The organism is Rhizobium sp. GR12, from assembly GCF_036596185.1.
In the GTDB taxonomy this organism is placed as follows: domain Bacteria; phylum Pseudomonadota; class Alphaproteobacteria; order Rhizobiales; family Rhizobiaceae; genus Agrobacterium; species Agrobacterium nepotum.
Window position 1 is genome coordinate 226,897 of record NZ_JASXTH010000003.1, and the last position, 13,205, is coordinate 240,101.

Annotated in this window: 14 protein-coding genes; 9 read left to right on the forward strand and 5 right to left on the reverse strand. The window is 58.6% G+C overall.

The genetic code is table 11. The features are described from left to right. Positions 1-30: 30 nt before the first annotated feature. Positions 31-861 (reverse strand): helix-turn-helix transcriptional regulator, encoded by an 831-nt coding sequence (locus QSK43_RS06900; protein WP_332302823.1) that lies wholly within the window; start codon positions 859-861, stop codon positions 31-33. An 89-nt stretch (positions 862-950) separates the two neighbouring features. Here QSK43_RS06900 and QSK43_RS06905 point away from each other — a divergent pair, with 89 nt between their 5' ends. From QSK43_RS06905 to QSK43_RS06940, 8 genes are all read left to right on the forward strand, one after another. After that, entirely contained in the window at positions 951-1,688 is a 738-nt protein-coding gene (locus tag QSK43_RS06905) for an SDR family oxidoreductase (RefSeq protein ID WP_332302824.1), read from the forward strand. Positions 1,689-1,992: 304 nt separating this feature from the next. Beyond that, positions 1,993-2,289: a DUF982 domain-containing protein gene (locus QSK43_RS06910; RefSeq protein ID WP_332302825.1), complete on the forward strand. Its 297-nt coding sequence runs from the start codon at positions 1,993-1,995 to the stop codon at positions 2,287-2,289. Positions 2,290-2,659: 370 nt separating this feature from the next. Continuing rightward, positions 2,660-3,136, forward strand: a complete 477-nt coding sequence (locus QSK43_RS06915; protein WP_332302826.1) for an Hsp20 family protein — start codon at positions 2,660-2,662, stop codon at positions 3,134-3,136. 96 nt (positions 3,137-3,232) lie between these two features. Beyond that, positions 3,233-3,742, forward strand: coding sequence for an Hsp20/alpha crystallin family protein (locus tag QSK43_RS06920; protein ID WP_332302827.1), 510 nt, complete (start codon positions 3,233-3,235; stop codon positions 3,740-3,742). 73 nt (positions 3,743-3,815) lie between these two features. Continuing rightward, on the forward strand, positions 3,816-4,568 hold the full coding sequence (locus QSK43_RS06925; RefSeq protein ID WP_332302828.1) for an NADH dehydrogenase ubiquinone Fe-S protein 4: 753 nt from the start codon (positions 3,816-3,818) through the stop codon (positions 4,566-4,568). Between the two features lie 9 nt (positions 4,569-4,577). Next, complete coding sequence (rpoZ, locus tag QSK43_RS06930) at positions 4,578-4,898, forward strand: DNA-directed RNA polymerase subunit omega (protein ID WP_332302829.1); 321 nt, start codon at positions 4,578-4,580, stop codon at positions 4,896-4,898. Between the two features lie 32 nt (positions 4,899-4,930). Continuing rightward, positions 4,931-5,296, forward strand: a complete 366-nt coding sequence (locus QSK43_RS06935; RefSeq protein ID WP_332302830.1) for an SPW repeat protein — start codon at positions 4,931-4,933, stop codon at positions 5,294-5,296. Positions 5,297-5,392: 96 nt separating this feature from the next. Continuing rightward, positions 5,393-5,683, forward strand: coding sequence for a hypothetical protein (locus tag QSK43_RS06940; protein WP_332302831.1), 291 nt, complete (start codon positions 5,393-5,395; stop codon positions 5,681-5,683). A 76-nt stretch (positions 5,684-5,759) separates the two neighbouring features. Here the strand turns inward: QSK43_RS06940 and QSK43_RS06945 are convergent, their stop codons facing one another. Further along, positions 5,760-7,562, reverse strand: coding sequence for a diguanylate cyclase (locus QSK43_RS06945; RefSeq protein WP_332302832.1), 1,803 nt, complete (start codon positions 7,560-7,562; stop codon positions 5,760-5,762). A gap of 349 nt (positions 7,563-7,911) precedes the next feature. Between QSK43_RS06945 and corA the strand changes: the two genes are divergently transcribed. Beyond that, complete coding sequence (gene corA / locus QSK43_RS06950) at positions 7,912-8,877, forward strand: magnesium/cobalt transporter CorA (RefSeq protein ID WP_332302833.1); 966 nt, start codon at positions 7,912-7,914, stop codon at positions 8,875-8,877. A 515-nt stretch (positions 8,878-9,392) separates the two neighbouring features. On the opposite strand, the gene QSK43_RS06955 is transcribed toward corA, so the two are convergent. The 3 genes from QSK43_RS06955 to paoC all read right to left on the reverse strand — a co-directional run bounded on the left by QSK43_RS06955 (position 9,393) and on the right by paoC (position 13,203). After that, positions 9,393-10,031 (reverse strand): nucleotidyltransferase family protein, encoded by a 639-nt coding sequence (locus QSK43_RS06955; protein ID WP_332302834.1) that lies wholly within the window; start codon positions 10,029-10,031, stop codon positions 9,393-9,395. Beyond that, on the reverse strand, positions 10,028-10,930 hold the full coding sequence (locus tag QSK43_RS06960) for an XdhC family protein (RefSeq protein ID WP_332302835.1): 903 nt from the start codon (positions 10,928-10,930) through the stop codon (positions 10,028-10,030). The genes QSK43_RS06955 and QSK43_RS06960 overlap by 4 nt, the downstream gene beginning before the upstream one ends. A gap of 68 nt (positions 10,931-10,998) precedes the next feature. Continuing rightward, complete coding sequence (gene paoC, locus QSK43_RS06965; RefSeq protein ID WP_332302836.1) at positions 10,999-13,203, reverse strand: aldehyde oxidoreductase molybdenum-binding subunit PaoC; 2,205 nt, start codon at positions 13,201-13,203, stop codon at positions 10,999-11,001. Between the last annotated feature and the right edge of the window lie 2 nt (positions 13,204-13,205).

Genomic DNA, 13,205 nt, shown 5'->3' on the forward strand with positions numbered 1-13,205 from the left:
AGCCCGCCACCTCTCAGATGCTGCACATCGTCACTCGACGTCTGGATCGACACGGCCCTGCAACAAGGCTTCTGTCGGCATATAGACAATCATCGTAAGGCTGGCGGATCCCTCAATGGTCAATGCAGCATGTCGATAAGTCTGAGGACCGTGAACCGGATGGCGGATGATTTTCAGGCCTTCGCCAATCGGAAGGACTTCCTGTCGCTCCCACATCTGCCGGAATTCAACGCTTTGCGACTGGAGATCCGCCACGAGTGCTTCAAACATCGGATCTTCATGTGCGTGGGCATAACTCAGGCGAAATTTGGCGACGGTTCGACGTGCATCCGCCTCCCAATCCAGCATCAACTGTCGCATGTCCGGTGACGTGAATACCAGTTGCAAAAGATTGACGTGGCCAAGGTCCGAATTGGTAAAGTCGGGGAATATCTCCCCCGCTAACGGGTTCCACGCCAGGACGTCCCACCTGTTGTTCTTAATATAGGCGGGATACGAGAGCGTATTCAGAAAGGCGGTAACGGTTTCTGGAATCGCCTGCGGAGGCTGACTGATTGCGGGAGGAAGCCGATGATGCGCCAGCATGAAAAGATGACTGCGCTCGGCTGGGGAGAGCCGAAAGGCACGAGATATTCTTTCCAGGAAATCTGACGAAACGCTGATGTCTCTTCCCTGCTCGAACCACGTGTACCAGGTTACACCAACGCCTGCCAGATACGCCACTTCCTCACGCCTCAAACCGGGCGTTCGTCGCCTTGGCGACGTAGGTAAGCCCACGTCAGCCGGCTTGCTTCTCGACCGAAGGCTTCGGACGAACCCAGCCAGTGCCAGCCTATGGTCGACGCGATCCAACTTCCCCATCTGTCACCTTTGGTAATAGGATAAAAAGCTATCTGGAACCTTTATAAGGAACACATACCCTGTCTCAGTCAAAATTCAAAGGATGCAGGATGAGCAGGATTGCCGGCAAAGTGGTGGTTATAACCGGAGCGAGCAGCGGGATTGGCGCGGCGACGGCGCGATATTTGGCTAAGCAAGGAGCAAAGGTCGTCGCAGCCGCCAGGCGAAAAGACGAACTTGACGCCTTGGTCGCCGAACTGATTGAAAATGGCGGTCAGGCGCTAGCCGTTCAGGCAGATGTTTCTCGTCGCGACGACGTATCCCGTCTGGTCGATGGTGCCAAAGCCCATTACGGCACTGTTGATGTTTTTATCAACAATGCGGGTATTGGCCCGATCTCTCCGCTCGATGATCTGCGCGTAGATGAATGGGAAAGGATGGTCGATGTGAACGTCAAAGGCGTCCTGTTCGGGATTGCCGCTTCTCTTCCCGTCTTTCGCGCCCAGCGCTTTGGACATTTCATTGCGGTCGCGTCGACTGCGGGTATGAAAACCGTCCCAACGCAGACAGTGTACTCCGGGACGAAATTTGCCGTCAGAGCGATTTGTGAAGGCTTAAGGCAGGAAGCCGGTCCCAACTTGAGAGTTACGGTAATTTCACCAGGAGCGGTCAACACTCCGTTCGTTGAAGGTATAGCCAACATGGACGTTCGGGCGAAATATATCGGCTTAAGAGATGATATGGCGATAGACCCTTCGGCCATAGCCCGCGCCATTGGATTTGCCATCGAGCAACCAGGCGATGTTGACGTCGGCGAGATAGTCGTTCGCCCCACGGCACAAAATTAGCAAATTAGACTTCTCGTTTGAACCGCGCGTTTGCTCGCACAAGGCCTACCTCCGGCGAGCATGCTCGTCGCCAGCGCAAAACACCGCGAAGTTGTGTCGCATGAAGGGTGTTGCGCCTGCGGTTGATTGCTACCTGGTTAGCCAAAAAAATTTACCCGCGGGCGGCCCATGTCTCGCTTTGAAGGGATCCGAACCTTCGGCACTCAACCAACGCCGGGTCCAAAGAGAGTCATACGGCCTCTTGATGCCCGAATTCACTATTCCTAAATCCTCCGCGCTTAACGACACAAAAAGGAGGGAAACGATGGCGTTCGAAACTTTCGCGGAGCCCATTTACGTTCAGCGCATGCACTACATTGAGGAGATCACCGGGCTCGATGACGTCTTTGATTTCCTCGACGAATGGCCGCAAGAAATGCGTGACCTTGTCTACGAGGTGATGGTGGACGCATGCCGGAAGGCAGCGTGCGGCCAACTTCCGGCTCAAGCGATCGCAGATAATTTCCGCCGCTTTCTCAAGAGGCATGGCAAGCTCGCCGATATCAAAGATGTACCCTTGCATCTGCGGCGGGCCAATGAACAGAACGCATCAGGCATGTAGCCATGCAGGCGCTCCGGGCGTGCCTGGTCGGGTACTTTCGCGCCGAACCGACGTTCGGTCTCTTCGGGAATCCCTTTTGAATTCGATTGAGCAATTGTCTCACCGTTGCGATCCCATATAGCTCGCATGGCCGGGAGCAATCCAGCCATATCGTCGCTCGTCTCGTTTTCAGGCACTGCCTGTTTGCTAAAGGTATCCGCCGCCCGATAAAAATTTTGTTTTGCCGACCGGCGACCTCTTGAACAGCCGGATTTCCAAAACCAAATCGATGTTGCCGGATGCCCCATTGGGGCCGGCCCGTCGAGCGATGAGGACATCGTCGGCGGAAGTTGAACCTTGTACCCATGTTGCTTCAATGGAGGATGTGGCTATGAGAACCACTTTCGACTTCTCTCCCCTGTTCCGGTCGAGCGTCGGCTTCGATCGGATGTTGAATGCGCTTGATGCTGCAAGCCGCGTCGACACGATCGACAACTGGCCTCCCTATGACATCGCCAAGACCGGCGAGGACGACTACCGCATCACCATGGCGGTGGCCGGCTTCTCGCAGGACGAACTCGACATCGCCCAGGAGCAGAACATGCTCGTGGTGTCGGGACAGAAGGCGGGCGAAGAGGCCAGCCAGTATCTGCATCGCGGCATCGCCGGGCGCACCTTCAAGCGTCGCTTCGAGCTTGCCGATCACGTCAAGGTCGTGGGCGCCGGCCTGGTCAACGGTCTGTTGACCATAGATCTGAAGCGCGAGATCCCTGAAGCGATGAAGCCGCGCCGGATCGAGATCGCCACGGGCACGGCGCTGCCCGGCGCAGAGGCTAAGCAGATCGAGGCGAAACAGAAGGCCGCCTAAGCCTGGACAACCCATTCTTGTGACCGCACGGCGTCGGGCGAAGCCCGGCGCCGGCCGGAATCGATTGTCCAACAACAAAACAGAAAGGAGAAAACAATGAGCGTACGTGATCTTATTCCCTGGGGCCGCAACAATGGCAGCCAGGTTCCAAGTGTTTTGCGTGATGATGATCGCGATCCGTTCCTGTCGCTTCACCGCGAGGTGAATCGCTTGTTTGATGACGTCTTCCGCGGCTTTGGTTCAGGCCTGCCGTCCTTCGGCAACGGCTCCGCGTTCAGGGCCGGCTGGCCGAGTGTCGAGATTTCGGAGGCCGACAAGGAGATCAAGGTGACGGCCGAGGTCCCCGGTCTCGAAGAGAAGGACATCGAGGTCCTGCTCAACGACGGGGTGCTGACGCTGAAGGGCGAGAAGCGTTCCGAGAACGAGGACAGAGATCGCCAATTCTCCGAGCGCTACTATGGCCGTTTCGAGCGCCGAGTCCCGCTTGGCGTCGAGGTCGACGAAGACAAGGTCGATGCCAGCTTCAGGAACGGCGTTCTGACTGTGACCCTGCCGAAAACCGAAAAGGCGCAGTCGCAGGTCAAGCGGATCGCAATCAAGAGCTAATCGAACCAACCCGCCCGGCGGCCGGCCCCAAGGAGGCCGCCGGCATCCTTCGCCAACAGGGAGGGATAACATGATGAGGATTTTAAAAGAGACGCATCACCCCAGCCGGAGGCCTGCCAGCATTAACCAGGCCTCCAATGACAACCGGCGGAAAGCGTTGTCTTTCGGGCGCTCTGTATTTCCCGAGGATGCCGTTGCCCGCATCTTCAGGCCATCCCGCTCGTTGACGACATCAGGCAAGGCGCGGACGAGAGGCTGGCGGCTTGTCTTTGAGCGTCGAAGCGCTCCGTTCATCGAACCTCTGATGGGCTATACGGGCGGTGCAGACACGCTGACGCAGGTGGAGCTGGAATTCCCAACACTTAGATCCGCCGTCCGCTATGCCGAGCGGCAGGGTCTGAACTATGTCGTGCAGCGTCTGGCAAGCAAGGCTGCGGTCCGGACAACGCAGAGAATTCGCCCCCGACGGACTCCGCCATCCCACGCATTCTCGGATGCGACATTGAAGCGGCTCGGCCTTTCCGAACTTCGGGAGAGTTACGGTGAGGCAATCGATGAAGCGGCGGAACGGAATGATGCCTCAGGCCCGGCAACATGGTCGTCGCCCATGGATGTCGTCCGTGATCCGACGCTGCCTCTCGAAGCGAAGCGGTCGATCCTGATGAACTGGGCCTGGACCGAATATCTGATCGACCAGGCAACCAACGAAGGCATGCCTGAGAACAATCGTCCATCGTGCCTCCATCAAGTGGAGCAGGCACTGATCGCACTCGAGCGAGACGTCGAGAGCGGGCAGGATCGTACCCCCGATCGGAAAGTCGCATGAGGTGCACCCATGGACCCACATGTTGTTTTCGATTGCCAGGACGTTGTTCCGAACAGGTTTGCGCTGACGGTGGCTGCAGCCGCGCGAGCCCGTGCGCTCATCCGCGGTGCGCAGCCGAGGCTTGACCTGCCGGATGCCGGCACAACCAGCCTTGCGCTGCATGAGATAGCCGCGGGCGCGTTCCGTCAGGACGAACTGAAGCCGTTCCTCTCCGGATCGGCATCCCCGGCACGCCTGCCGGCTCCCAATCCAAAATCAACCGAGCTTCGCGGCGGCGCATCGACCACTGCCGCCGCCGACCCCTCCGCTTCTCCGGAAGCGGTTCATTGATGATGTAACCAACTGAAGAGGAGAAATGTAAGATGCTGAAGTCCCTTTCTTCAAACAACCGGACCGTTTTCGATATCGTCAATATCGTTGCCGGTCTTGCTCTTCTGCTCTCACCGTGGCTGCTTGGCTTTGCTACGGAGACCTATGCCGCCTGGAACGCCTGGATCGTTGGCGCGGCCCTTGCGGTGATCGCTGCGGTCGCCCTCTATGCCTTTTATGAGGCGGAGGAATGGGTCAATCTGGTAGCCGGTATCTGGACTGTGGCTGCGCCATGGGTTCTCGGCTTCTCGGCCATGACGGCCGCGATGTGGGTTCATGTCGTGGCGGGTATTGTTGTCGCCGTGCTTGCCGCCGGCAGCATCTGGTTCAGCCATAACCATCCGTTGTCGACCGCCTAATCCGTGGAAGCGGGTCCGGATCTTCGGGCCCGCTTCTTTTCGGTCCTTCGTGTGTCATCCCCGGAGAGAAACAAATCAAGATCCAAGGAGCAATCAATGTTCGATTTTGCCCCGAGGCTCCACTCGATTGCCATTTCTGTAGCCTTCGCTGCCGGAGCCATTCTGTTCACGACGGGTCCCACACCTGCGCAAATGGCGGAGCCGGCCTTTTCTTCCACCGGTATGCCGACGTTAGCGCCGATGCTGGAACAGGTCACGCCCGCCGCCGTCAATATCGCGGTCGCCTCGCGAGCGTCTGAGCAGGACAATCCGCTTTATAGCGATCCCGCCTTCCGGCGATTCTTGTTTCTTGGTAACCGGCAAGGAAACCCCATCTGGCGCGGCTGATGCTGAGTAGGGTGGCTGCAGGTCCGATCTCTCCGGAAAGACGTCTAGTTCTCGAAGTCCGTTCGTATCGAACCGATCATGCATCCGAGGGCCCTATTCTCATGACCATCTTGCCCGCGGCGACGGCCTTATCACGTCCACTCGCTTTGGCGTACAGCAACGCCGCATCTGCGCGAGACACGAGCGTTTCAATCGAACCGCCGTGTTGCGAAGTCGCAATGCCCAATGACACAGTCACGGTCCCTAACGTGCGGCCCGCATGGGCGAGTGTGACGCTGCTGATTGCCCGTCTTAAGGTTTCAGCGAGAGCCTCTCCTTCGTCTTCGCTTTGCCGCGGGAGGAGCACCGTGAATTCTTCGCCGCCGTAGCGGCATGAAATGCCATTATCGCCAACGATGTCGCGGATGGTCTGACCGACATACTGCATGACCATGTCGCCCGCATCGTGACCGTATTCGTCGTTGAAGCGCTTGAAATAGTCGATGTCGATCATAAGGCAGGTCAGCGGTTCCAATCCATTGTCATCTGCCCACCGCTGTAGCGTCTCGTCCAGATGGCGACGATTGGACAGGCCGGTCAATGGGTCGCGGATGGCCAGAGATGTGAGTTTCTCCCTCAGCTGTAGGTTGGCAATCGCAAGCCCGACATTCTCGGCTATCAGTTCGAGATAAAGCCTCGACTGTTCGAGCTGGATGGCCGCTCCTTTACACTCCTCCAGGTAGATCAGGCCGATCATGTCGCCCTGAGCAGTAAGCGGAACGCACAAAGCAGCCGTGCTGTCACCGTCCATGTGCTGGCAGGGAACGTCGCCGTCGGACAGGCCGCTTGCATGCGGTCGCCCGCGCCGCAGGCCCCAGCACTCCGACGCAGGAAAGCTATCTGGTGAATGATGCGGCGCCAGCCATTCTGCGGCCCGATCGAGCACGGTTTTGCTGAGGTTCAAGACGTAGAGGCCGCCGGCGGTGCCTGGAAAGATCTGGGGCGCGAAGCGCGCAACGATATCGGCGAGTTCGCTTTGGTTCTGGCACGCCTGAAGGCGGTGCATCATCTGCAAGATCAGGTCTTTTGTATGCTGATCGGCTTGCCGTTCCGCATCGAGCCGGTCCCTTTCGATGCCATTGGCACGAAAGATTTCGATGGCGGTATTCATCTCGCCGATTTCGTCACGACGGCTGTCGGTCGGGACCTCAACCGTGTAATCCTGTTTCGCAAGTCGTCCGACGATGCCAGTCAACCTGATGAGCGGCATGGCAACGCGTCGTCTCAAAACGAAATAAAGCACCGCGAGGAAAAGAGCGCCGGTCAGACCGAGCATGGTCTTGGCGACCAAACTCCACCAGTCGCTACGCTCCCGCGCAGCATCCAGTTGAGCACCAGTGCGAGCCGCGGTCAGGTCCCGCAGGTGCGAGACCGTATCGACCAATTCCGTTTGGAGCCGTTCATGCTCCGGCCCGAATATCCTAGCCTGGGCGGATTCCTTGTCGCCACGCTGGTAGGCCTCCACTGCCTCGATCTCGATCTTATCGAGATCCTCGGTACCAGCCTCGATCTTTCTCATCGCATCCGCCTCTGCAGACGGCAAGCCAACCGACAGAAGCTGATCGGCAGCCGCTTCGCGGCGACGCTCGGCTTCCTCATCCCGCTGAAAGGCCAAGAGGTGACGCTCCTCTCCACGCATCACGTAGAGCCTCGCGTCATCGCTTCTGACCTCCGCTCCGAGCGCAAGCTCCTCCGCAAGGGAATCAACCTTCAGGTGTTCTTCGACGGCGATCCGCTCGTCGACGGCGCTACGGACCGACATGATGAAGGCGGCGCCGGATAATGCCGTCAATACGACCGTTACGCCGTAGGCCCAGTTGGTGATGGTGCTTATTCTCATTCGCTAATGATACCACGGGATGCTTGAACGAGAATTTAAGGAGAGAGCAGTCCAGCTCGCGGCAAGGTCCTTCGCAACAGCCGGGAAAATCGGCAAGAACCCGATGGAATGAGGTCTTAAATCGAGGAGTGCTTGGGTTCGAAGGAATTAGGCATTCGCGATCATGCGCGCAGCACCCTTTTCCCCGGCTGCGAACACTGATGGGCAATCCGAATTCGCAACGCCCCAAGTTTGTCGAGATTAGCGGGCAGTTCAGCATCTATATGGCGGCCTCGATGCAGACTATCGTACGATAAGAGGTCTCTCGCGTTTCATCGATCCGTTCGTTCACCCCTGTTCCGAGATATCAATGACAGTTGTTGCATCCTACATCTACCGGAATGGCAAGCGGGCCGAGGAAGTGCCGCTCGCCCAGCAAACTTTTGAAGCTCGTGATGGCGAGTTCGTCTGGATCGGCATTACCGAGCCGACACCCGATGAGATGGAAAGTCTCCGAGCCATGTTCGGCCTGCATCCGCTTGCCGTCGAAGACGCTTTGAATGGCATGCAGGTCCCGAAGATCGACATTTATGGCAACCAGCTGTTTGTCGTCATCAAGACGGCACATCTGGAGGGCGACAAGATCGCCTATGGCGAGACTTGCATCTTTGTCGGAAAGCATCACCTGATTTCCGTCAGGCATGGTTCGGCCCGGTCGCACAAGGAGTTGCGGGAACAGCTCGAACATTCACCGCAGCTTCTTGAACATGGTCCCGACTATGTCCTTCACGGCATCATCGATTTCGTCGTCGACGGATATTTGCCCATGGTCGAGACCATGGAAGACAAAGTGCTTGAACTGGAAAAGCACGTGCTGATTTCGTTTCTGGAGCGCGAGCAGATCCGGCGGATCTTCCGGATGAGGCGTCAGGTGATCAAGTTCCAGCGCGTACTCGGGCCGATGTCGGAAGTGGTCGGGAAGCTCACCCATCTCGATCTTCCCTGTGTCGATGAAAATGCAAAGCCCTTTTTTCGCGACGTCCACGACCATGTCAGACGCGTCGAAAACGTTGTCGGCGGGCTTCGGGACGTCATAACCTCGGTGTTCGAAGCGTCCAATCTTCTTGAACAGCAGCGGCAGGGGACGATCACTCGCCAACTTGCCGCGTGGGCCGCTATTCTCGCCGTGCCGACCGCAATTGCCGGCATCTACGGCATGAATTTCGAGCACATGCCTGAACTAGCAACACAGTACGGCTACTATGTGGTCCTCGGCGTGATCGCGGCCATCTGTGCTATACTCTATGCACGTTTCAAGAAAGCAGGATGGCTGTAGGCAAGCCGCAGGCTGCGGGAAACAGGGCTATACCTCATTGGAGCGGCGTCTCTGCCATGTACTTTGATTCGTTTTCCCGGCGGAAAGACCGGGTCCATGATGGCGCTCTTGACGGGATGCGAACCTACGACCCAACTATCTCATGAAGTCGATTCGCGAGAAGGCCGTGCCTGCGTTGTCATAATGGTGGGATGGCAAGAATACGTCACAAGCAGACATCACCTTGGTCAGTCTATTACTTCTTCGGCGCAGAGGTTTCGACCCACAGGCCGTGCACACCGGGATCAAATTTTGACTGCGCTGGGCGGCTCCGCGCCAAGCTTGAAGGCAGAAAGCGGGCCGAATCTACCCGTTCTGAGTCTTATGTAGGATCCAGTTTCGCAAGATCAGATGCTCGGCCAGGACTCATGGCCTTTGAAATGGGCCTCGATTCGTGAGCGGAATGATACCAGTAGCGTTCCTCTCCCGCACCGGCCTGAACCCCAGCCAACGCTACAGGAACGGGACGCCCCCGTTCAACCTTGGGCGGGCAACCAGCCCCTTTCCCGCAACGACTCGAGCGTATCCAGATCGGTCGTGGCTGCTGGTCCGATCTCGACGTCGACTATCGACGTCCTATGGCGCCGAACCACCGCGCGCGCGCCGACATCTCCAGCCAGCTTCACTAGCTCCGGATACGTGTTATCAGGAAAGATTATCGGGTGGCCAGGTTCGCCGGCAGCTACAGCCCGGACGATTGATTTTCCATCGCATTGTCGAAACTTGGTGGCAAGGAGATCGAGATGCTCACTCGTGAGATCGGGCATGTCGGACAAACAGATCATAACCCCGGCGGCCCGCAAGCGGATCGCTTCCCGCAGGCCGACGATGATCGACGTTGCCATTCCTGACTCGAAGTCCGAATTGTGGACAACTCGTGCCGGAATATCCTCGATCACGGAACGGATTTCGTCATCCAAGTGTCCAGTAACCACGACCACGTTGTCACATTCTGATCTACTCGCCGCCAAGACGGATCGCCGAATGAGTGGGATGCCATCGAATGTCGCCAACAGCTTGTGCGAGCCACCGGTTCGGGTCGATCTCCCTGCAGCAAGGACGAGCGCGGCAATAGTGGGACGTCCGCTCATCTGATCACCCCCGCGTATATTCATGCATAGGTGGCCAGTCTGGAAGCGGCGACATCGGCCAAGACTGACAATGCCAGCGAGGTTGTGTCCCTGGTCGGTCCAAACAATCCGATGGGCGCCTTGATGCGGTCTATCTCAGCTTTCGAAAACCCCGCGCGCCGCAGACGCTCCACACGCTTCCGATGGGTGCGCGTGCTTCCAAGCGCGCCGATATAAAAAGCATTCGAATGCAGCGCATGTTCAAGGATCCGCTCCTCCATATCGAGATCGTGGTGCAGAAGCACGACGGCTGTGAACGGGTCGATCGCCGGATCGCGGCCATCGCATGTTTCACCGTTGCTCAAAACTGTGACGTCGTGCCCCGCCGCTTCCGCAATCCTTGCGACCACCAGTGCCTCGGCGGTCTGGCCCGACACGACAATGCTGGTCCTCGGGCGGTAAACTGTCTCGAAGCGTCCGCACATCCAACGCGCCCGCGAAGGCGGTTCCATGCAGGCGACTGTCTGGCTGTTCGGGCAATACCAGAGTGCGGCAGGCCGACGATGCCGCACTTCGCTTATAACACTTTCCAGCGCCTTGACGTCGCGCAGCACGTGAATGGCGACCGTGATCCCGCCTCCGCAAGGAAGAACGATATCGAAGAACGGCGAACCGTTGCCATAGACCACGGCCCGGTCGCGGCCTTCAGCCATAGCCGCGAACGCTTCCGAGGCGACCGCCGCTTCGACGCATCCGCCGGAAACGTAGCCGCAGAAACTGCCATTGGCCGCCACGGCGACGTTCGCACCAAGAGCGCGGGCGGCCCCTCCCCGGATTTCGACGAGCGTCGCAAGCGCCGCCCCGCCTTGACGAAAAGAGGCAATGGCGAACTCCAATATGTCCAAAGGATCGTCGGTGGTCGACGATCTCCCTGGAACCCGCATTTCCTTCGTCTCCAGCATCACGTTCGTGGACCTTATTCCTGTCAAAGCCAGCTTGACGCCAAGCATGGTTACACAATGTCGGGCAAACCGCCGATCAGCTTGTCCAAGGTCATCGGATAGTTCCGGAGGCGAATACCTGTCGCGTTGTGGATCGCGTTCGCGATCGCCGCCGAGACGCCGCATAGTCCGAGTTCGCCAATGCCCTTCGCCTTCATCGGCGAGGAAATCGGATCGGTCTCATCCATAAACACGACGTCCTGATGCGGAATGTCGGCATGGACCGGCACCTCGTAGCCAGCCAAGTCATGGTTGACGAAGAACCCCCGACGGGTATCAACCGCAAGCTCCTCCGACAATGCCAGACCTGCGCCCATCGTCATCGCACCAATCACCTGGCTGCGCGCAGTGATCGGATTAAGGATGCGGCCGGCGGCACATACCGCAAGCATGCGGCGGATTCGGCTCTCGCCCGTAGCCGCATCGACACCCACCTCCACGAAATGTGCTCCGAAGGTCGACTGCTGATGGCTGTCGGAAAGCTTCCCCCACTCGACCCTGTCCTCGGCCACCAGTCCTTCGGCGCTCGCCGCTTCGGCAAGAGGAACCGAGCGCGAACCGGAGAGGACCCGACCGCCCTCGAAGACGACGTCCTGTTCATTGAACCCGAGTTTCTGGACAATAGCGTGCCGAAGCTTGACGCAGGCCGCATAGACGCCAGAGGTCGAACAGTTCGCGCCGAACTGTCCGCCGGAGCCTGCGGATACGGGAAAGCGAGAATCGCCAAGCTGGACCGCGACCTTGTCGATCGGTAGCCCCATCATTTCCGCAGCGGTTTGGGCGATGATCGTGTAACTGCCGGTTCCGATATCGGTCATGTCGGTCTCGACGGTGACGACCCCTTCACTGTCCAGACGGACGCGTGCGCCCGATGGGAGCAGGAGGTTGTTGCGGAATGCGGCCGCAACACCGAAACCGATCAACCAGTTGCCTTCGCGACGCGAACCAGGACGAGCTCTTCCATGCCAGCCGAAACGTTCCGCTCCAAGCTTGAGACAACCGACGAAATCGCGATGGGAAAACGGACGGTCTGGCTTCTCCGGATCCACCTGCGTGTCGTTGAGGATACGGAACTGTACCGGATCAATGCCGAGCTTTTCGGCCATCTCGTCGATGGCGATCTCGAGCGCCATTAGCCCCGGCGCCTCGCCGGGCGCGCGCATGGCGTTGCCCTCGGGAAGGTGCAGCGTCGCCAGCCGCATCGCCGTCATGCGGTTCTCGCCCGCATAGAGAAGCCGCGTCTGCATGGCAGCTGTCTCAAGCTGGCCATCGGGCTGGTCGCCCGACCAGCTTTCATGGGCAATTGCTGTTATTTTTCCATCGCGAGCCGCACCAATGCGGATGCGCTGGATCGTCGCTGGACGATGCGTCGTGTTGTTGACGAGGAACGGCCTCGGCAGCGCGACCTTTACGGGCCGCTTTGCTGCCTTCGCACCGAACGCGGCCAGAACCGCGTCGGCGCGAAGGAACAGCTTGCCACCGAAGCCGCCGCCGATGAACGGCGACATGAGGTGGATTTTCTCCTTGTCGACGCCAAGCGTCGTTGCGAGGTCGGACCGCCACCAGTCGATCATCTGGCTGGAAGTCCAGATCGTCAGCTCATCACCGTCCCAGGCAGCTATGGATGCATGCGGCTCCATCATCGAATGCGACTGATCCGGGGTCGTGTAGGTCTCGTCCAACGTCACTTCGGCGGACTTGAACGCACCTTCGAAATCTCCAACGGCGGTATCGGGTGGAGCACCGCCGGCGTCTTTCGGCTTGACCGCCGAATCCATCGCCTCGGCGAGATCATACGTACCCTGCTCCTGCATGTAATCCACCTGCACGAGGGCTGCTGCTGCCCGGGCCTGTTCAAAGGTTTCGGCGACAATCACGGCGATTGCCTGGTGGTAGTGCTGGACCTCATCGCCCCCGAAGAGTTTCGCCGTATTGAACTTGCCCTTTTCGCGTTTGCCGACGTCAAGCGTCGTGACCACGGCGAGCACGCCCGGCGCGCGTTTGGCAGCATCGACATTCATCGAGGTGATGCGACCCTTGGCTATGGTCGATCCCACGGGATAACCGTAGGCGTAAGGCATGTTCGGATCATGCCATTCATAGGCGTACATCGCCCGCCCCGTCGTCTTGAGTTCGCCGTCAATACGATGGACCGGCTGGCCGACTATTTTGAGCTGGTCGATCGGATTAGTGGTTGCTGGTGTATCGAACTTCATGG